The organism is Brevundimonas sp. (genome assembly GCF_965278935.1).
Lineage (GTDB): Bacteria > Pseudomonadota > Alphaproteobacteria > Caulobacterales > Caulobacteraceae > Brevundimonas.
Genome location: NZ_OZ257124.1, coordinates 312,710 through 331,626 on the forward strand (window position 1 = coordinate 312,710; position 18,917 = coordinate 331,626).

Below are 18,917 nucleotides of genomic sequence, written 5' to 3' on the forward strand. Positions count from 1 at the left end.
AAGAGTCTGTGGAACCGCGTTCGTTCGGCGCCGTTGCGTTGACCGGGCGGACCACCGGTGTCTAATCGGCGGGTCCAGGGCGGAAACGCCGGGTTCAGGAACGAAGGTCCGGCGAGAAACGTCGGGTCGAAGGGTTGGAAATGCGTCTGTCGGCGATCCTCGCTGCCTCTCTCGGTCTGGTCGCCCTTGTCGGCGTCGCCGGCGAAGCCTCGGCCCAATCGCGTTCGCGCGCCCCGGCCGTGACCCTTGCCGAGGCCTCCAACGCCCAGCGTTCGACCCCGGTCGCGCCGCGTCGCGGCCTGCGCTGGAACCAGAACGGTCGCTGGGGTCTCGATTTCAACCTTAACCAGCCCGTCGGCCGCGAGGCCGAATGGGGCGACGTCGAAGCCGGCGCCTACTACCGCCTGTCGCCGCGCCTGCGCGTCGGCGCCGCCGCCGGCCTGGCCACGCCCGAACAGGACCCGGCCCGCGCGCCCGAGACCGACCGCCGCGCACAGCCGCGCGTGCGTCTGGAAACGCTTTTCCGCTTCTAGGGCGCGAACGCTTCAGCCAATCCGCCGATCGCCGCTAGGCCGGAAGCGCCTGATCCCTGCAAGTCGCCTGCGTTTCCGGCCGTGATCCCGCCGAGAGCGATGATCCGTGTCCGGCCGCCTGTCGCACGGGCCAGGGCCTCGACCCCGAGGGCCGGCTTTTCTGCGGAAACCCCGCCGGCCGGAAAGATCGGCGACAGCACCACCGCGTCGAGATCGCGCGCCGTTCGCGCCGCCGCCACCGAATGGACCGCCCCGGTCAGGATCCAGTCCGGTCGCCGCCCCGACAGGGCATAGCCGGCCGACAGGGCCCGCTCCGGCAGGTGCAGGCCATCGGCGCCGACCTGATCCGCCAGGTCCGCGTCCAGCCCGATGAGCAGGGTCATGCCGCGTTCCCGCGTGACGGCGCGGAGCCGTTCGGCGGTCTCCAGCGAGTCCCCGGCGCCAAACGCGCGGTAGACCACGCCTGACCCGGCCGGCATGCGCGCCGCGATCTCCCACGGGCAGGGGGTTCGCTCAGGGTCGGTAAACAGCAGCATCGGCGGGACCCGCGAGCGCTGGCCGCCCCTGACATTCGCGGCGGTGCGGGCTAAGGCCTGAGCCACAGCCCACAGTCGGGCCCCGTCCTCCGTTGTCTCCGGTTCGTTCATGACCGCCTCATCCCCCGCTTCGACAGCCGCGTCCACCGATGACGGTTTCGCCGTCCGCCTGGCGACGATCCGTGCGCGCATAGTGACGGCGGCGAGGGCCGCCGGCCGCGATCCGGCCGCGATCACCCTGACCGCCGTGTCCAAGACCCAGCCGGACGATCTGATCGACGCCGCGCTTGCTTCGGGCCTGCGTGTCTTCGGCGAGAACCGGGTGCAGGAGGCGCAAGGCCGCTGGACCGATCGACGCGCCGCCCTGCCCAACCTCGAACTGCGCCTGATCGGCCCGCTTCAGTCGAACAAGGCCGAGGACGCGGTGGCCCTGTTCGACGTGATCGAGACCCTGGATCGGCCGAAACTGATCGGCGCCCTGGCCGCAGCCTCGCAGAAGATCGGCCGCTCGCCCCGCCTGCTGGTCCAGATCAACACCGGCGAGGAGGACCAAAAGGCCGGAGTCGCGCCGCGCGACGCCGACGCCCTGATCGCCGCCGCCCGCGCGGAGGGTCTGATCGTCAAGGGTCTGATGGCGATTCCGCCCGCCGACGAGGAGCCGATCCTGCATTTCGCGCTTCTGGCCCGGATCGCCGAACGCAACGGGCTGAAGGTCCTTTCGATGGGGATGAGCGCCGACTACGAGGCCGCGATCCGGCTCGGCGCGACCCATGTGCGCGTCGGATCGGCGCTGTTCGGGGAACGAAACCCGCCTTTCGCGCCCTCTTAGCTCAGATTCCGCGTCATTTTCGCTGTCCGCCTTGGCGTTCGGCCCAAGCCTCGCCATTCTAGACAGATGCCCACAGCCAAGACCCTGCTCATCATCGACGACGACGACGACCTGCGCGAGGCTCTGGCCGAACAGCTGGCGCTGCACGAGGAGTTCAAGACCGTCCAGGCCTCGACGGCCACGGAGGGCGTGCGCCTGGGTCGCGAGATTCGCGCCGACCTGATCCTGCTCGACGTCGACCTGCCCGACATGGACGGCCGCGAAGCGTGCCGTCTGCTGCGCAAGGACGGGGTCTCGACCCCCGTCATCATGCTGACGGCCCAGGATTCGGACGCCGATACGGTCCTCGGTCTCGACTCGGGGGCCAACGACTATGTGACCAAGCCCTTCCGGTTCGCCGTCCTGCTGGCCCGCATCCGCGCGCATCTGCGCAGCCACGAACAGTCCGAGGACGCCGTCTTCCAGATCGGGCCCTATTCCTTCCGCCCCGCCGGCAAGGTCCTGATCGACCCCAAGGGCAAGAAGATCAGGCTGACGGAGAAGGAAACCAACATCCTGAAATACCTCTATCGCGCCGGGGCCAAGCCGGTGTCGCGCGAGGAACTGCTGACCGAGGTCTGGGGCTATAATGCCGGGGTCACGACCCACACGCTGGAAACCCACATCTACCGCCTGCGCCAGAAGATCGAGCCCGAGCCCGGCCAGGCGCGTCTGCTCCTGACCGACGCGGGCGGGTACCGCCTGCAGCCTTAGGGGTACTGCTGGCGGGCGTGCAGCAGGCGCAGGACGCGGATCGCGTCTGTCTGCACCGCGTAAACGAGGATGTAGTTGGGGTGGACAACCGCTTCTCGGGTGCTTGGGTCCCGCCCCGGTCGATAGTGATAGGGACCGACCGCCAGTTTCTCGGCGGCCTCGAAAACCAGATCCGTCATGCGGTCTGCCGCCATCGGATTATCGCCGGCGATGAAGGTCGCCATCGCATCCACGTCTTCGAGGGCCGTCGCAGACCACCGGACGGGCAGGATCATCCGGCTTGTCTGAGGGCGGCGATCTTCGCCTTCACACGGGCAACGACCTCATCGTGCGGAATGTCGGGGCGTGTATCATCCAACGCTTCCTGCACCTTGGCGCGGAACCAGGCGTCATAGGCCTCGGCCTCTTCGGTCGAGGCGAACTCGGATTCGATCGGCGACAGGGCGGGCATGGTTGAAAGATGCGCTTCGCCGGCCGAACCCGCAAGTCGGCCGATCAGACGTCCAGATCGACCGTGATCGGGCAATGGTCCGACGGCTGTTCCCAGGCGCGGACCAGCTCATGGATGATCGCCGAGCGCGGCACGACCGACGGCGTCAGGCCCGGCGAGGTCCAGATGTGGTCGAGACGCAGGCCGCGGGCAGACTTGCGGAAGTCCTGGGCGCGATAGCTCCACCAGGACGCCAGCTTCTGCGGCTCCGGGTAGGCGTCGCGGACGACGTCGTGGAAGCCTCCGGCAGCCTGCAACCGGTTCAGGGTCTCGACCTCCAGGGGAGTGTGGCTGACGATCTTCGACATGTAGCGGTGGTTCCAGACGTCGAACTCCGAGGGCGCGATGTTGAAGTCGCCGCACATCAGCAGACGCGACGCCCGGTCCTGGGCTGTGATTGTCGTGGTCAGTTGCTCGTAGAAATCCATCTTGTGATCGAACTTCGGGTTCAGCTCCCGATCCGGCACGTCGCCGCCGGCCGGGATGTAGAAGTTCTGGATGTCGACCCCGGCGACCCGGACCGAGACGCAGCGGGCGTGACCCAGTTTGCAGGCCTGGAAGGTGTCCGAGTGCTCGATGGGCAGGCGCGAGGCGATGGCGACCCCGTGCCACCCCTTCTGACCCGCGATCTTCAGATGCGGCAGGCCCATGTCGACGAAGGCGTTCCGCGGGAACTGGTCCTCAAGACATTTGATCTCCTGCAGGCACAGGACATCCACCTTCGCCTCGGCGACGAAGCGGGCGACCTGGTCGATGCGCAGGCGGACGGAGTTGATGTTCCAGGTGGCGATGCGAAGCATGGACCTCGTCTAGCGCAAGCGCGGCCGCGCTCAAGCAGAGAGCCGCCGCGCGGGGAGCGATAGCGCCACACAGGTGCAAAAAACCCCCGGCGCCGTGCGCCGGGGGTGAAGGTTGTTTCTCTCTCGCCGCCGTCGGGAGGGGATGAAGTCCGAGGGCGCAAGAACGGCCGCCGCCGTCCTGTGCTCAAAGTGTCACGGCCCTAGGAAATAGTCAAACCTCTGTCGAGCGCGATTGCCTGTGATCGTCCGAACACGGTTCACGATTCGTGAATCCGTCAGTTCCGACGCGGACGCTGGGTCGGATCGGTCAGGCGGAACAGGCTGGCGGCCAGACCTGAGGCGGGCTGGAGCGTGGTCAGCTGGGTGCGGGTGCGACCGCCCTGCGAATCCGTGATGGTCCATTCCTGCAGCCGCAGAGGGTTGCCGGAGAAGGCCAGAATGACGGAACCGTCGTTGGGGCGACCGCCATCCCGCACCGTCAGGGCGAAGGCGCCCGACTGCATCCGCGTGACCCGGTCGATGCGCACGCCCTGATCGAGACGGACGTTTCTGGCCAGGAAGGTCGACAGCGGCGTCGCGCCCAGCGGCACCTGACGGAAGACGTTCAGACGCGGGTCGTAGCGTTTGACGTTGTTTCCGTCCGACACGACCAGAAGCCCGGCCGGATTGGTGTATTCGAACCGCATCTTGCCCGGGCGCTGCAGGTAGAAGCGGCCCTCCCGGCGCTGGGCGCCGCTGGTCTCGACGAACGAGCCCTGCGCCGACGTCAGGTTCTGCAGATAGGTCTGGGCCGTGGCCAGGGTGGCGCGGTCCTCAGCCGACAGGGCGGCTTGAGCGGACGCGGGCAGGGCGGCCCCCATGCTGGACAGTCCGGCGATGGCGGCGAGGCCGAAGCCGAGGTCTCTGCGAGACAGGGTCATGATCGTCTTTCTCCCTTCGTCATCCTCCGGCTCGACCGGGGGACGGGATGGTTTTCGAGGTCGCCGTTCTGACAGGCGGACGCGGCGCGTCGATGACGGCAGCTAGACCTTATTCCGGCGGCGGGATGAAGCCCTGTTCAGGCGGGAAGGTTCCCGAAAGCGGATTGCGCCGGCCCGTTGGAACCGGGAAACACCGACCATGAGCGTCGATCCCGAACTTTTCGCCACCTGGGCACGCGGCTGGGCCCTGACCCGTAAAGCCGGAGCGCCGGTCCGGGATCGAGAGGCGTGGCGTATCGAGGTCGGCCAGCCCGATCAGCTGCGGCGGTTTGTCTATGCGGATCTTTGCGACGACGTCAGCCGGCGCGGGACCGAGGTCACCGAGCCCTTCGTTTTCCTCAAGGTCTGCGCGGAACCGGAAAGTGTTCGGCCCCTGCTGCCGTCGTTCTGGGACGTGCGTCAGACCGGAACGGTGATGGTTCTGGACGCCGCGATGCCGCCCGTGGACGAGACCGACGAGAGTTATCGGCTGGAGCTCTGGTCCGAAGGCCCGGTCCGCTTCGCCCGGCTGGACGACAAGGAGGGTCGCGAAGCGGCACGCGGACGGGCCGTGCGGGTCGACGGCCATGTGATCTACGACCGTATCGCCGTGGCGGAGACGCATCGGCGCCGGGGATTGGGCGGCCGGATCATGCGCACGCTTCAGGGCGAGCACGACGGTTGGGGTCCGGGGGTTCTGGTGGCCACCGACGACGGCGCCCGCCTGTACCGGACGCTCGCCTGGCGCGAAGTCTCGCCCTACACGACGGCGGTCAGGCTGTAGGCCCGCGCTGCGCGAGCCCTTTCCTGGACCCTCAGTCGGCGTCGTCCCGGCGTGCGTCGCGGTGGGCGCGGCGGATGGTGGAGGCGACCTCGGAGCGGTTGGCGCCGGGCAGGGCCTGGGTCCGCTGGGAGCCGTACAATCCCCGCAAATAGGCCAGGTCCCAGTCGGTCAGGGTCTGGGCGGTCTCCGGCGCGTCGAACACGTTCAGGATCGTGGCGTAGGCTTCGGTATCCGCTGTCGGATCGATCTGGGCCAAAGACACCATTGCGACGTAGTCGGCCAACTGCAGGGCGGACACGCCTTCCAGCTTGTTGACGTCGACCACCACGATCACGCGGTTCAGGTCGTCGACGATCTGGGTGGACAGGCGCGAGGCCGAGCTGACCGAAATATTCGGGGCATAGTTGTAGATGCTTCCGCAATTCCCGCTGCAGTCGCCGGGCAGACGGACAGCCCGCTGTCCTGTCTCCGAGTCGGTGGGGATGCTGACGGCCCACCACCGCACGGGCCGGTCGCTGTCGCGGAAATCCCTGAGCCTGGCCCCGCCACGATCCATGCCCGATCCGCCGGGCCGGAAGGACAGCGGGCTGCGTTCGATCAGTTCCGCCGTCAGTGTCGTCGGGTCCGCGCTGGCGATGATCAGGATGTTGGGAGTGCAACCCGGCTGCCCTGGCCGCAGGTCCAGGTCCTCCGCTACGGTCGAAATCCGGTCGACCAGATACTGTGCGGTCTCGGCCTGAAGGTTGGCCGCCCCGACGCAGACGCCCCGGTCCCAACGCGCCAGGTTGCGGCCGGCATTGGGGGCGGCGACGTCATCGACAAACTCTCGAATGAGGGCTTCGAGCGGCCGGCCGGTAACCTCGATATCCTCCAGCCGCGTCGAGGTGTCCGGGATGTCCTGCGGCTGTGGTTGCGGCGCCGACATCGCCAGCGTCGCTGCGATCAGAAACTCGATCATCATCCATCTTTCCCAAGGCCGCCGCATGGGCCGCTCCGGAGGATGACGTGAGCGTGTATAAGGTCAACCTGGAAGAGAACGCCCAGGCGGACCGTCGATCCGCCTGAAGCGCTCCGCGCCTCACGCCATCGGCGGGGGACCCGCCAGGATGTCCCGCTTGCCGGCATGGTTGGCGGCCGAGACGACGCCTTCCTGCTCCATGCGTTCGATCAGAGAGGCGGCGCGGTTGTAGCCGATCTGCAGGCGGCGCTGGACGTAGGAGGTCGAGGCCTTGCGGTCGCGGGTCACCACGGCCACGGCGCGGTCGTAGAGGTCGTCGCCGGACCCGCCGTTGCCGCCGCCCTCGTCGAAGGCGTTGTCGCCGTCGCCGTCCGGATCGTCGGTGATCAGGTCGAGGTAGTCGGGCTCGGCCTGGCTGCGCAGGTGTTTGCAGACCTCCTCGACCTCCTGGTCCGTCACGAAGGGGCCGTGCAGGCGGGTGATGCGGCCGCCGCCGGCCATGTAGAGCATGTCGCCCTGACCCAGCAGTTGTTCGCCGCCCTGCTCGCCCAGGATGGTGCGGCTGTCGATCTTGGAGGTGACCTGGAAGCTGATCCGGGTCGGGAAGTTGGCCTTGATGGTGCCGGTGATGACGTCGACCGACGGGCGCTGGGTGGCCATGATCAGGTGGATACCGGCGGCGCGGGCCATCTGGGCCAGGCGCTGGACCGCGCCCTCCACATCCTTGCCGGCGACCAGCATCAGGTCGGCCATCTCGTCCATGACCACGACCAGATAGGGCATGGGCTCGGGACGGATCTTCTCGGATTCGAACACCGGGCGGCCCTGGTCGTCGAAGCCGGTCTGGACCGTGCGTTCGAAATGCTCGCCCTTCTTCTGGGCCTCCACCGCGCGCTCGTTGTAGCTGGCGACGTTGCGCACGCCGAGCTTGGACATGCGGCGATAGCGGTCCTCCATCTCGCGCACCGTCCATTTCAGGGCGACGACGGCCTTCTTCGGATCGGTGACGACGGGGGCCAAGAGGTGCGGGATGCCGTCATAGACCGACAGCTCCAGCATCTTGGGGTCGATCATGATGAAGCGGCACTCAGCGGGGCTGAGCCGGTACAGGATCGACAGGATCATGGCGTTGACCCCGACCGACTTGCCCGAGCCGGTGGTGCCGGCGATCAGCAGGTGCGGCATCCGCGCCAGATCGGCCACGTAAGGATCGCCGCCGATGGTCTCGCCCAGGGCCAGCGGCAGGATGTGGGCCGGCTTGCCGTATTCGGACGAGGCCAGCAGGTCGCGCAGATAGACGGTCTCGCGCTTCAGATTGGGCAGTTCGATGCCGATGGCGTTGCGGTTCGGCACGACGCTGATGCGGCAGGCGCGGGCCGACATGGAGCGGGCGATGTCGTCGGACAGGGCCACCACGCGGCCGTGCTTCACGCCGGGGGCCGGGACCAGTTCGTACAGGGTGACGACGGGCCCGGGACGGATCTGGTCGATCACCCCCTTGACCCCGAACTCTGCCAGGACGCCTTCGAGCATGCGGGCGTTCTGCTTCAGGGCCGTCTCGTCAACCATGCCGACGCGGGCCTGGGGCTTGGCCAGCATGCCGAGCGGCGGCAGGGAGAAGTCGCCTTCCGGCCGGACGAAGTCGAACACGGCCTGATCGTCGTCGACAGTCTTCTTCGACGACTTGGCGGGCTTGGGCGCAGCGACCTTGATCTCGTTCTCGGGCGCGCGTGGGATCGGGGCGGCGTAGGCCGGGGTATGGACCGGCTCGTCCCAGGGCAGGGGCGTGTCGGCCTCGGCCTCGGCCTCGGCCTCGGCCTCATCGTCGAGGGGCATCTCCAGCCGGGCCGGACGGCGCGGGGCGCGGGTCGGCGTGGTCTCGGCGTCCGGGGCGGGCCGGACGGGGCGACGGCGCGCGGCCGACGCGGGCTCGGCCGGACGGCGCAGGCCCGAGGCCCAGGCGACGCCTTCGGCGAAGTCGTTGAGACGCAGACCCACGGCATAGCCGCAGGCCCACAGGCCGAAGGCGAGGAAGGCGACCCCGCCTATGATCTCTCCGCCGGGGACGCCGAGGGCGCGGAAACCGGAGGCGACGAGGCCGATGACCCCGTCGCCCCACAGGCCGCCGAGACCGGCCGCCAGCGGCCAGGCGGTCGGGGCGGCGAGGGCCGACAGGGCGGCGGACAGGCTGAGAACGCCGCCGGACGCGGCCAGCGCCTTCAACGGCGTGGGCTTGAGACGCTGCTGGATCGCGTCGCCGATGGCGGCGGCCAGGCCGAAGGCCACGGTCAGGGCGGCGGCCGGCCAGGCGGCGAGACCCAGCGACTGCATGAAGATGTCGGCGAACAAGGCGCCGTTGGCTCCCAACCAGTTGGTCGGGGCGGTCGAGGAGGCGGCGTTCAGGCTCGGATCGGCCGGGTTCCACGAGACGAGGGCGACGACCAGAAGGGTCGCCAGCAGGGCCTGCAGCATCCCGCGAAACCGCACCATGAAGGGGGCGTCCCAGATCATGAGGGCGCCCAGGAGGGCGCGCTGGCTGATGGCAAGGGCTGCGGACATGCAGAGGCTCCGGACGGACTTGGAGACCAGTGTCGCAGGCTCAGGGTTAAGGGGCTGTTTACCTCGAAGGCGTGGCTGGTGGCTGGTGACTGGTTGGGCGAAACTCCAGCCACCAGACACCAGACACTCTCTCCGTGACGCTCTCGCCACTGGACGTGCGATGTCAGCAGCGCGACAAGAGCTGATGGCCTCCCCCCACACTCACGATGTCATCGTCGCCGGCGCCGGCATGGCGGGGGCGACGTTCGCGCTCGCGGCGGCGCGGGGGGGGCTGAGGGTCGCGATGATCGATCCGCAGCCGTTTTCGGTCCAGCTGGCGCCGACCTTCGACGGGCGGTCGACGGCGATCGCCTATTCCACCTTCCGGATGCTGGACGCGCTGGGGCTGGGCGAAGGACTGCGGCCGCACGCCTGCCGGATGGACCGCATCCTCGTCACCGACGGCCGGCGTCCCGGGGCGGCGTCGAAGGCCGCCTCGCCGGCCTTCCTGCGCTTCGACGCGGACGAGATCGGCGACGCCAACGGCGGCGAACCGCTCGGCTACATGGTCGAGAACCGCCGCATCCGCTCGGCGCTGGCCGAGGCGGTGACGGCGACCGACATCGACCTGCGCACGCCCGGGTCGGTGGTCGGGGTCGAACAGACGAACGCCGCCGCTTCTGTCACCCTCGCCGACGGTGCCGTGATCAGCGCCCCCGTCGTGATTGGCGCCGAGGGGCGCGGATCCAGGGTGCGCAAGGCCGCCGGGATCGAGACGGTCGGCTGGGGCTATGGCCAGTCCGGCGTCGTGGCCACGGTCCGGCTGGGCCGCGACCACGGCAATGTGGCCCACGAATATTTCCTGCCCGGCGGCCCTTTCGCCATCCTGCCCCTGACCGACCAGCGCGCGAGCCTGGTCTGGACCGAGAGCACCAAAGCGGCGGAGGCGCTGAAGACCTGTTCCGACGAGGCCTTCCAGTCGCATCTGATGCGGCGGTTCGGCGAATTCCTCGACGGCGCCACGCCCGAAGGACCCCGTTTCGTCTATCCGCTGGCGTTGGAGCTGGCGACGACGCTGACCGCGCCAAGGACGGCGATCATCGGCGACGCGGCCCACGGCGTGCATCCGGTCGCGGGTCAGGGCCTCAACATGGGTCTGAAGGACGCCGCCGCCTTGGCCGAGGTGCTGATCGAGGCGATGCGGCTGGGCGAGGATATCGGCTCGTCTGTCGTTTTGGACCGCTACGCCCGCTGGCGGCGGTTCGACACCGTCGCCTTGGCCGCCGGGTTCGACGGCTTTGTGCGGTTGTTCTCCAACGACCTTCCGCCGGTGCGTCTGGCGCGGGACCTCGGCATGGCGGCGATGAACCGCATCGGCCCTCTGCGCCGCGCCTTCATGCGCGAGGCCGGCGGTGCGACGGGGGATCTGCCGAAGTTGCTCCGGGGCGAGTTGGTCTAGCAACCACGTCACCTCCCCATCTTCGATGGGGAGGTGACTCGGAGCGCAGCGGAGAGACGGAGGGGCTCTTTCCGCGCACGAGGAACCCCTCCGTCTGCTCGCGAAGAGCTCGCATCCACCACCCCATTCGCCAAGCGGCGAATGGGGAGGAGACGCTGAGTTCTAATCCAGTTGTCGCGCCTCTTCCGGCAGCATGATCGGCACGCCGTCGCGGATCGGGAAGGCGAGCTTGGCCCCCTTGGAGATCAGTTCGTTGGCCTCGCGATCGTAGTCCAGTTTTCCGCGCGTGATCGGGCAGACGAGCACTTCAAGAAGGCGCGGATCAACGGATGACGGGGTGTGGAAGGCGTCGGACATGGGTCGAGGTCTACTGCATCGAGGTCGGCGTGTCGCCGTCGCCGGTCTCGGCGGCGTCGATGCGCATCAGGGCTGTGAGAACCTCGACCCGATCGTCGAGCGCGGGGCTTTCCAGCAGGGCCTGTTTCTCCGCCGGTTCGAACGGCAGGGCCATCGACAGGCTGTTGATCAGGGCCTCCTGAGGCGCGGCCTCGGCGGTTTCCCAGTCGATCTCGAGCTGGCGACGCTCCAGATAGTGTTTGAGCCCGGCGAGGAAGGCCGGTCGGTCGAAGGCCTCGCCCTCGTGCGGAGCGGTCAGGTCGGACTCGAACGGAGCGAAGGCCGCGCGGACCTGACGATAGGGGGTCTGGCTCGGCAGTTCGGTGGTGATGCGGAAGCGGGCTATCCCGGTCAGGGTGATCAGGTATCGGCCGTCTGAAGTCTCGGCAAAACTGGTGATCCGTCCTGCGCAGCCGACGGCGGACAGGCTCGGCAACTGGGCAGTGCCGCCCGAGGGCTGGATCATGCCCAGCATTCGCTCGCCCGCCATGGCGTCGTCGATCATGTTCAGATAGCGCGGCTCGAAGATGTTCAGCGGCAACTGGCCGCGCGGCAGCAGTATGGCTCCCGGCAAGGGAAAGACAGGGATCACCTGCGGCAGGTCGACGGCCTTCACATAGCCCTGAGCCATCCGGACGCCCCTACGAGAACAGGATGGAGGACAGGCGGCGACGCCCGTCCCTGGCGATGTCGGACGACAGGCCGGCGGCCTCGAACACGACCAGCAGATGCTTGCGGGCCGCCTGATCGTTCCACTCCCGGTCGGCCGCCACGATGTCGAGCAGGCTGGTGGCCGCGCCCTTCAGGTCGCCCTCGGCCGCCTGGGCCAGGGCCAGGTCGTAGCGGGCCTGATGGTCGCCGGGGTCGGCCTTGACCCTGGCCTCGAGCGCGGCGGTCTCGCCGGTCGGGGCGCTCGACGACAGGGCCAGCTGGGCGCGGACGGTGACGACGGAGGGCTCGGTCGAATCCTGCGGAGCCATGGCGATAGTCTGGCGCGCCTGATCGGCGTCGCCCCCGGCCAGGTAGACGCGCGCCATGCCGGCGATAGCCTTCTGGTTCTCGGGCTCCATCGTCAGGACGTGGGCGAAGGCCTGGGCCGCCCCGCCGAAGTCTGACAGTCCCAGCGATTCCTCGCCCAGCGCCAGCAGTTGCTCGACGTCGGTGTTGACGCCCGCGCCGCCCGACAGCTTCTCGATGAAGGCCTTGATCTGGCTTTCCGGGACCGCGCCCTGGAAGCCGTCCACGGGCTGGCCGTCGACGAAGGCGTAGACCGTCGGGATCGACTGGACCCGCAGCTGTCCGGCGTAGGCGGGGTTCTTGTCGACGTCGATCTTCACCAACTTGACCGCGCCGCCGGCCGTCCGGACCTGTTTCTCCAGCGCGGGGGTCAGGGTCCGGCACGGGCCGCACCAGGTGGCCCAGAAGTCGACGATGACCGGCTGGATCTTCGACTGGGCGATCACGTCGTCCATGAAGCCGGCGTCGGAGCCGTCCTTGATCAGGTCGTCGGGCGAGGTCTGGGGATCGGCGAGGCTCATCGGATCTCTTTGCAGCGTGTGGCTGGTAACGCGGAAGGGCTCAGATGGTCGCGGATCAGGCCTGCGGCAAGTCGGCCGAGAAATCCACCACCAGCGGCTCGCGCCCGATCTCGCTCATGAAGCGTCGGAACGCCGCCTGTGTCAGGGCCGTCGTCGCCGTATTGGTCAGGGGGTGGAAGTTGACGATGTCGGCCTCCCACAGCCGCCTGTCGATCACGAAGGTCACCCGCCGGTCGACGTCGTTGATCAGGCCCAGCGCCGTGACCGAGCCCGGCCGCACGCCGAGCGTCTCATACATCAGCACTTCAGTGCCGAACGACACCCGATCCGAACCGACCGTGCGGGGTGCGGCCTTGAGGTCGATGACCGTGTCCTGACGCGCCGATATCAGCCACAGCCGGCCCTTCTTGTCCTTGAGGAACAGGTTCTTGGTGTGGGCGCCGGGCAGGACGGCCTTGATCGCGTGGCCCTCGTCGACGGTGAAGACGGCTGGGTGGTCATGGGTCGTCTGGTCGATGCCGCGGTCGGCCATCCAGGCGATCAGGCTGTCTCGGTCGTGAAGCGGTTGAGCGGTCATGTTGAGCAAGAGGGGCGGGCCGGGCTAGGTATGATCCGGTTGGATACCTGCCGGAGCGCCGCCTTGGAACTGGAATGCTACCCCATGTCGGCCCGGCCGCCGGATCTGGTGCCCGGACGCCAGTCGCGGAACTGGATGGACGCCTTCGTCAGCCGGCATCCGTACCGCTGCCTGCCCCTGACCATGGCCAATACGACGGGGTGGGAGATCCTGTGCCCGTTCACCTTCACGGCCGAATGGAACGGCGGGCCGCAGCAGTCTGACATCACCATCACGCCCGAACGGCCCCAGCCCGAGCTCGACCATTTCGTCACCTCGCATTTCTCGCGCGGGGTCCTGACCATGCACCCCCAGTATCTGTTCCGCACGCCGCCGGGCTGGGGGATGATCTGTTCGGGATCGCCCAATCACATGAAGGACGGGATCCAGCCGCTCGTCGGCCTGATCGAGACCGACTGGCTGCCCTTCCCCTTCACCATGAACTGGCTGTTCACGCGGCCCGGGCGGGTGAAGTTCGAGCGCGGCGAGCCCTTCTGCTTCATCCACCTGGTCGAGCACCGCAAGATGGAGGCGGTCCAGCCGGTGATCCGGACGCTGGAGTCCAACCCGGTGATGAAGGGCCAGTTCGAGGCCTGGAACCGCCAGAGGACCGACTTCAACAACCGCCTGGCCTCCGGCGACCCCGACGCGGCCAAGGAGGCGTGGCAGCGGTTCTACTTCAAGGGCGAGATCCCCGAGGCCTTGGGCACGGCGCCGGAGACCCATGCCAACAAGCGCAGGCTGAAGACCCCGCGGGTCGGCTGATCAGCTGGAGGCGAGGATCGCCTCCAGCCCCTCGCGCCAGGTCGGGTGTGCGGGCTGCCAGCCCAGTTCGGCCTTGGCGCGGGCGTTCGAGATGCGTTTGCAGTCGAGATAGAAGCGCCGCATCCCCTCCGACACCGAGGGGTCGGTCCAGTCGACCTCGGGCGGCTGGGGCAGGTCCATGCGCCGGGCCGCGTCGGCCATGACCACATCGACCGCAGACGGCGCGTCGTCGACGAGGTTGTAGGCGGCGCCGGGCCTTGGCCGCGCCATCGAAGCGAAAAGCCCCTCGACGGCATCGGTGACATAGATGCGGTTGAAGATCTGGCCGGGCTTTCGGACGATCCGGGCGGTCCCGTCGCGCAGACGTTCCACCACCGACCGGCCGGGGCCGTAGATGGCGGGCAGGCGGAAGACCTGAACCGTCAGTCCCATGCCGCGCCCGGCATCGAGCCAGTCCGCCTCGGCCCGCACGCGGCGCGCGCCCTCCAGGCTGGCGGCGTTGAGGGCGTCGTCCTCGAACACCCAGCCGCCGTCGCGGTCGCCATAGACGGCGGTCGATGAAACGTAGCCGATCCAGTCGGGATAGGCGCCGGCGCCGGTCAGTGCGGGCAGGAGCGCCCTGGCGCCGGGACAGCCGCGTCCCTCCGGCGGGGTGGTGACCACAATGGCGGAGGCCCCGGCGACCGCAGCCGCCAGCGCCGCCTCGTCCGCCGGATCGACGGCGGTGACGCCATCGGCGATCAGCGCAGCCCGGCGCTCCCGGTCGCGAGAGGTCGCCGAAACGGCCAGTCCGCGCGTCCTCGCCTCCGCCAGAACCGCCCGGCCGAGATAGCCGGCGCCGAAAACCAGCAGGGACTTTTTCGTCATGTCCGGGATCAGCCGACCCGCGCCTTGGCCGGTGTGGGGGCCGGCGTCGGTTCCGGCGTGGTGCGCAGGGCCTCGGCCCGCTTGCCGTTCCAGGCGGAGACGCACGGAATCTTCGAACGGTCGGCGCGGTCGGCGTAGCGGCGGGCGATATCAGTGACGTCGGCCATCAGCCCCTCGGCCAAGGTGATCGGCTTCAGGCCGAGGTCGCGGAACTGGTCGTTGGCGACGACGAGTTCGTTTTCGTCGGCCTCGAGGCGGGGGTTGGCGACATTGTGGACCTCGGCGCCCGTCATTCCGGCGACCATGGCGGCCAGGTCGCGGACGCGGCGGCTCTCGGTCATCTGGTTGAGGATCTTGACCCGTTCACCCTTCTTCGGAGGGTTCTTCAGGGCCAGTTCCACGCAGCGCACCGTGTCCTGGATGTGGATGAAGGCCCGCGTCTGGCCGCCCGTGCCGTGCACCGTCAGCGGATAGCCGAGCGCCCCCTGCATCAGGAACCGGTTCAGCACCGTGCCGTAGTCGCCGTCATAGTCGAACCGGTTGATCAGCCGCTCGTCCTTGCGGGTTTCCTCGGTCTGGGCGCCCCAGACGATGCCCTGGTGCAGGTCGGTGATCCGGACCCCGTCGTTCTTGGCGTAGAACTGGAAGAGCAACGCGTCCTGGGTCTTGGTCATATGGTAGATCGAGCCCGGGTTCGGCGGGAACAGGATCTCCTGTTCGGTCGGGCCGAAGTCGGTCTGGACCGTGACCTTCAGATAGCCTTCCGGAATGCGCAGCCCGGCGGTGGTGTAGCCATAGACCCCCATGGTCCCGAGGTGGGCCAGATGAACGTCCAGCCCGCTCTCGACGATGGCCGCCAGCAGGTGGTTGGTGGCGTTGAGGTTGTTGTCGACGGTGTAGAGCTTGTGCCGCGCCGACTTCATCGAATAGGGGGCGGCCCGCTGTTCGGCGAAATGGACGACGCTGTCGGGCGCCTCGTCCCGTATCAGGGCGACGAGGCGGTCGAACTCCTTGCCGACCGTCATGTTGACGAAGCCGATGTCCTTGCCGCTGACTTCCTTCCACGCGGCGATCCGCTCGCCCATGGTCCGGATGGGGGTCAGGGACTGGACCTCCAGCTCGTTGTCGATGTTCCGGCGGCTGAGATTGTCGACGACGACCACGTCCCAGCCGCGCGCCGACAGATGCAGCGCCGTGGGCCAGCCGCAGAAGCCGTCGCCGCCCAGAACCAGTACCTTCATCGCGTCTTTTCCTCCGCCCCTCCGCCCTGCCTAGCCGAAGCCGGGGGGCGGAGCAAAGCGGAGCGGTTGGCTAGAGCAGGGGCGCTATCGCCGCACGGGCCGCCTCGCCCAGCCCGGCGTGCTTCAGCCCATAGGCGACATTGGCCCGCAGCAGCCCCACCGGATCGCCGCAGTCGAAGGTCGTTCCCTCGTATTCCAGGGCGTGGAAATCCCTGACCTTCATCAGCCGGGCCATGGCGTCGGTCAGCTGGATCTCCCCGCCCGCGCCCGTCTGCTGGTCGGCCAGCAGGGGGAAGATGTCGGGCGTCAGGACGTAGCGGCCGGAGATGAACAGGTTCGACGGCTCGGTTCCCAGCGGCGGTTTCTCGACCATGCCGGTCATGCGGTTCAGGCGTCCGTCCTGACCGTCAAGCGCGACGATGCCGTATTTGTGGGTCTCGCCCTCGGGGGCCGGCTCGACGACGACGACGTTTCCGCCAGTCCGGTCGTGGGCTTCGATGGCCTGTTTCAGCGCCGGAGTGTCGGCCATCATCAGCATGTCGGGCAGCATGACGGCGAAGGGCTCGTCGCCGATCAGGTCTCGGGCGCAGAAGACCGCGTGGCCGAGCCCCAGCGGAGCCATCTGGCGCACGAAGCTCATCTCGCCGGGGCGAGGCAGGTCGGCGACGACGGAGGCCAGAATGTCGTCCTTGCCCTTGGCCTTCAGGATCGCCTCGATCTCGTAGGCGTGGTCGAAATAGTCCTCGATCGAGCCCTGGCCGCGCCCGACCACGAAGATGATGTGCTCGATCCCGGCGGCGCGCGCCTCCTCGACGATGTGCGACAGGATCGGCCGGTCGAACACATTGAGCATGTTCTTCGGCGTCGTCTTGGCGGCGGGCAGCACCCGGGTGCCCAGACCGGCGACGGGCAGGACGGCCTTGCGGACGCGGGATGGCGACGAACTCATGAAAGCTCCCAGACAGCGACGGCCAGCCTAACGCACGTCGCCGGGTTTCGTAGCCCGATCCGCGCGAAAATCGCTACTCGACCGTCACCGACTTGGCGAGATTGCGCGGCTGATCGACGTCGGCGCCCTTCACCACGGCCACGTGGTAGGCCAGCAGCTGGATCGGGGCGGACATGACCAGCGCCGAGATCAGGGGATCGCAGGCCGGGGCCGTGACCACCACCCTGGCGCCGACGGGCGCGTGTTTGGCGCCTTCGGGATCGGTGATGAAGACCACTTGGCCGCCGCGCGCCATGACCTCGCTCATGTTCGAGGCCGATTTCTCGAACCAGGAATCGAACGGGGCGAGGATGATGATCGGGGTCGCCTCGTCGACGAGGGCGATCGGGCCGTGCTTCAGCTCGCCGGCGGCATAGCCCTCGGCGTGGATGTAGCTGATCTCCTTCAGCTTCAGCGCCCCTTCCAGCGCGAGCGCCGACATCGGGCCGCGGCCGAGGTAGAGGACGTCTTTGGCCTTGGCGATCTCGACGGCGATGTCCTTGAGCGCATCTTCCAGCCCGATGGCCTCGGCGATCAGGCGGGGCGCCTCCAGCAGGACGCGGACCAGACGCTGTTCCTCGGCGTCGTCGATCCGGCCGCGCGCCTTGGCGGCGGCGATGGCGATGGCGATCATGACCGAGACCTGGGCAGTGAAGGCCTTGGTCGAGGCGACGCCGATCTCGGGTCCGCAATGGATCGGCCAGACGACGTCGGCCTCGCGGGCAATCGTTGATTCCGTGGCGTTGACGATGGCCGCCGTCTTCATCCCGGCCTCCGCGCAGTGGCGGAAGGCGGCCAGGGTGTCGGCGGTCTCTCCCGACTGCGACATTGCGATGGCCAGCGCATTGGGCCGCAGCGACGGGTTCCGGTAGCGGAACTCCGAAGCGATCTCGACGTCCACGGGAAGGTCGGCCAGGTCCTCGATCAGATACCGCCCGATCATCCCGGCGATCCAGGAGGTGCCGCAGGCGACGATCTGGATCCGGTCGATGGCGGCGAAGTCCACGCCCTGGACCTTCGTCCGGTCCGTCAGGGTGTCGACATAGGCGGCGATGGTGTGCTGGCACCCCTCCGGCTGATCATGGATCTCCTTCTCCATGAAGTGCCGATAGTTGCCCTTCTCCATCAGGACGGCGGAGGCGGGAACGGTCTTGACCGCGCGCGCGACCTCCTTGCCCGAGGCGTCGAAGATGCGGGCGCCGCCATGGGTGGCGATGACGTAGTCGCCGTCTTCCAGATAGGTGATCTTGTTGGTGAAGGGGCCCAGCGCCAGACCGTCCGAGCCGATGAACATCTCCCCGTCGCCGTGACCGACGGCGAGGGGCGGGCCGTTCCGCGCCGCGAGGATGACCTCGTCTTCACCCGAGATCAGCACGCAGAGCGCAAAGGCGCCTGAAAGCCGGTCCAGCGTCGCCTTGAAGGCGTCGAGCGGCGACAGGCCCGTCGCCAGCTCGGAATCCAGCAGGTGGGCGACCACCTCGGTGTCGGTCTGGGACGAGAAGACGCGGCCGGCGGCGATCAGCTCGGCCTTCAGCTCGGCGAAATTCTCGATGATGCCGTTGTGGACCACGGCCACGCGCCCGGCGATGTGCGGGTGGGCGTTGGCCTCGGTCGGGGCGCCGTGGGTGGCCCAGCGGGTGTGGCCGATACCGGTGGTGGCCTCCAGCGGACTGGCCGCCAGCACCTTTTCCAGCTCCTTCAGCTTGCCGGGCGCGCGACGTCGCTCCAGAACCCCGTCGACCTGGGCGGCGATCCCCGCCGAGTCATAGCCGCGGTACTCGAGCCGCTTCAGGCTTTCGACCAGGCGATCCGAGACCGGCCGGGTTCCGACGATGCCGATGATGCCGCACATTCCAGGTCGCTCCAG

Annotated in this window: 21 protein-coding genes; 6 read left to right on the forward strand and 15 right to left on the reverse strand. The window is 68.4% G+C overall.

Annotation, left to right across the window (positions count from 1 at the left end; all coding sequences use genetic code 11):
* Positions 1-140 precede the first annotated feature (140 nt).
* Entirely contained in the window at positions 141-533 is a 393-nt protein-coding gene (locus ACQY68_RS01535) for an NtrZ family periplasmic regulatory protein (RefSeq protein WP_428151259.1), read from the forward strand.
* Here ACQY68_RS01535 and ACQY68_RS01540 read toward each other — a convergent pair.
* Positions 530-1,180, reverse strand: a complete 651-nt coding sequence (locus ACQY68_RS01540; protein WP_428151260.1) for a thiamine phosphate synthase — start codon at positions 1,178-1,180, stop codon at positions 530-532. The two genes, ACQY68_RS01535 and ACQY68_RS01540, sit on opposite strands and share 4 nt — an antisense overlap.
* On the opposite strand from ACQY68_RS01540, the gene ACQY68_RS01545 reads away from it, so the two are divergent.
* Both ACQY68_RS01545 and ACQY68_RS01550 read left to right on the forward strand, forming a co-directional pair.
* The gene (locus tag ACQY68_RS01545) at positions 1,179-1,898 is read left to right on the forward strand and encodes a YggS family pyridoxal phosphate-dependent enzyme (RefSeq protein ID WP_428151261.1); all 720 of its coding nucleotides are present in this window, start codon (positions 1,179-1,181) and stop codon (positions 1,896-1,898) included. The genes ACQY68_RS01540 and ACQY68_RS01545 overlap by 2 nt on opposite strands.
* Before the next feature lie 66 nt (positions 1,899-1,964).
* The gene (locus tag ACQY68_RS01550) at positions 1,965-2,651 is read left to right on the forward strand and encodes a response regulator transcription factor (RefSeq protein WP_428151262.1); all 687 of its coding nucleotides are present in this window, start codon (positions 1,965-1,967) and stop codon (positions 2,649-2,651) included.
* Here ACQY68_RS01550 and ACQY68_RS01555 read toward each other — a convergent pair.
* The 4 genes from ACQY68_RS01555 to ACQY68_RS01570 all read right to left on the reverse strand — a co-directional run bounded on the left by ACQY68_RS01555 (position 2,648) and on the right by ACQY68_RS01570 (position 4,861).
* Complete coding sequence (locus ACQY68_RS01555) at positions 2,648-2,926, reverse strand: type II toxin-antitoxin system RelE/ParE family toxin (protein ID WP_428151263.1); 279 nt, start codon at positions 2,924-2,926, stop codon at positions 2,648-2,650. The genes ACQY68_RS01550 and ACQY68_RS01555 overlap by 4 nt on opposite strands.
* A complete protein-coding gene (relB, locus tag ACQY68_RS01560; RefSeq protein ID WP_428151264.1) occupies positions 2,923-3,102 on the reverse strand; it encodes a type II toxin-antitoxin system RelB family antitoxin in 180 nt (59 codons plus the stop codon). Before relB ends, ACQY68_RS01555 begins: the two co-directional genes overlap by 4 nt.
* Positions 3,103-3,146: 44 nt before the next feature.
* A complete protein-coding gene (xth, locus tag ACQY68_RS01565) occupies positions 3,147-3,941 on the reverse strand; it encodes an exodeoxyribonuclease III (protein ID WP_428151265.1) in 795 nt (264 codons plus the stop codon).
* 275 nt (positions 3,942-4,216) lie between these two features.
* Positions 4,217-4,861 (reverse strand): LolA family protein, encoded by a 645-nt coding sequence (locus ACQY68_RS01570; protein WP_428151266.1) that lies wholly within the window; start codon positions 4,859-4,861, stop codon positions 4,217-4,219.
* Positions 4,862-5,060: 199 nt separating this feature from the next.
* On the opposite strand from ACQY68_RS01570, the gene ACQY68_RS01575 reads away from it, so the two are divergent.
* Positions 5,061-5,684, forward strand: a complete 624-nt coding sequence (locus tag ACQY68_RS01575) for a GNAT family N-acetyltransferase (RefSeq protein WP_428151267.1) — start codon at positions 5,061-5,063, stop codon at positions 5,682-5,684.
* A gap of 31 nt (positions 5,685-5,715) precedes the next feature.
* Here the strand turns inward: ACQY68_RS01575 and ACQY68_RS01580 are convergent, their stop codons facing one another.
* Both ACQY68_RS01580 and ACQY68_RS01585 read right to left on the reverse strand, forming a co-directional pair.
* A complete protein-coding gene (locus ACQY68_RS01580) occupies positions 5,716-6,645 on the reverse strand; it encodes a hypothetical protein (protein ID WP_428151268.1) in 930 nt (309 codons plus the stop codon).
* A 117-nt stretch (positions 6,646-6,762) separates the two neighbouring features.
* Positions 6,763-9,201: a DNA translocase FtsK 4TM domain-containing protein gene (locus ACQY68_RS01585; protein ID WP_428151269.1), complete on the reverse strand. Its 2,439-nt coding sequence runs from the start codon at positions 9,199-9,201 to the stop codon at positions 6,763-6,765.
* Positions 9,202-9,385: 184 nt separating this feature from the next.
* Here ACQY68_RS01585 and ACQY68_RS01590 point away from each other — a divergent pair, with 184 nt between their 5' ends.
* Positions 9,386-10,639: a UbiH/UbiF/VisC/COQ6 family ubiquinone biosynthesis hydroxylase gene (locus ACQY68_RS01590; protein WP_428151270.1), complete on the forward strand. Its 1,254-nt coding sequence runs from the start codon at positions 9,386-9,388 to the stop codon at positions 10,637-10,639.
* Between the two features lie 162 nt (positions 10,640-10,801).
* On the opposite strand, the gene ACQY68_RS01595 is transcribed toward ACQY68_RS01590, so the two are convergent.
* Genes ACQY68_RS01595 through ACQY68_RS01610 form a run of 4 tightly spaced genes read right to left on the reverse strand, consistent with a single transcriptional unit; the run spans position 10,802 to position 13,105 of the window.
* Positions 10,802-10,996 carry a Trm112 family protein gene (locus ACQY68_RS01595; RefSeq protein WP_428151271.1) on the reverse strand — a complete coding sequence of 65 codons (195 nt, stop codon included), beginning with the start codon at positions 10,994-10,996 and terminating at the stop codon, positions 10,802-10,804.
* Between the two features lie 10 nt (positions 10,997-11,006).
* Positions 11,007-11,666, reverse strand: coding sequence for an LON peptidase substrate-binding domain-containing protein (locus tag ACQY68_RS01600; protein ID WP_428151272.1), 660 nt, complete (start codon positions 11,664-11,666; stop codon positions 11,007-11,009).
* Between the two features lie 10 nt (positions 11,667-11,676).
* On the reverse strand, positions 11,677-12,573 hold the full coding sequence (locus ACQY68_RS01605; protein WP_428151273.1) for a tetratricopeptide repeat protein: 897 nt from the start codon (positions 12,571-12,573) through the stop codon (positions 11,677-11,679).
* Positions 12,574-12,628: 55 nt separating this feature from the next.
* Entirely contained in the window at positions 12,629-13,105 is a 477-nt protein-coding gene (locus tag ACQY68_RS01610; protein WP_428151274.1) for a prolyl-tRNA synthetase associated domain-containing protein, read from the reverse strand.
* A gap of 108 nt (positions 13,106-13,213) precedes the next feature.
* Between ACQY68_RS01610 and ACQY68_RS01615 the strand changes: the two genes are divergently transcribed.
* On the forward strand, positions 13,214-13,954 hold the full coding sequence (locus ACQY68_RS01615) for a DUF6065 family protein (RefSeq protein ID WP_428151275.1): 741 nt from the start codon (positions 13,214-13,216) through the stop codon (positions 13,952-13,954).
* Here ACQY68_RS01615 and ACQY68_RS01620 read toward each other — a convergent pair whose 3' ends face one another.
* From ACQY68_RS01620 to glmS, 4 genes are all read right to left on the reverse strand, one after another.
* Positions 13,955-14,821 (reverse strand): NAD(P)H-binding protein, encoded by an 867-nt coding sequence (locus ACQY68_RS01620; RefSeq protein WP_428151276.1) that lies wholly within the window; start codon positions 14,819-14,821, stop codon positions 13,955-13,957.
* Positions 14,822-14,829: 8 nt separating this feature from the next.
* On the reverse strand, positions 14,830-16,062 hold the full coding sequence (locus ACQY68_RS01625) for an NAD-dependent epimerase/dehydratase family protein (RefSeq protein ID WP_428151277.1): 1,233 nt from the start codon (positions 16,060-16,062) through the stop codon (positions 14,830-14,832).
* Between the two features lie 70 nt (positions 16,063-16,132).
* Positions 16,133-17,011, reverse strand: coding sequence for a UTP--glucose-1-phosphate uridylyltransferase (locus ACQY68_RS01630; RefSeq protein ID WP_428151278.1), 879 nt, complete (start codon positions 17,009-17,011; stop codon positions 16,133-16,135).
* Positions 17,012-17,084: 73 nt separating this feature from the next.
* The gene (glmS, locus tag ACQY68_RS01635) at positions 17,085-18,902 is read right to left on the reverse strand and encodes a glutamine--fructose-6-phosphate transaminase (isomerizing) (RefSeq protein ID WP_428151279.1); all 1,818 of its coding nucleotides are present in this window, start codon (positions 18,900-18,902) and stop codon (positions 17,085-17,087) included.
* Positions 18,903-18,917: the final 15 nt, after the last annotated feature.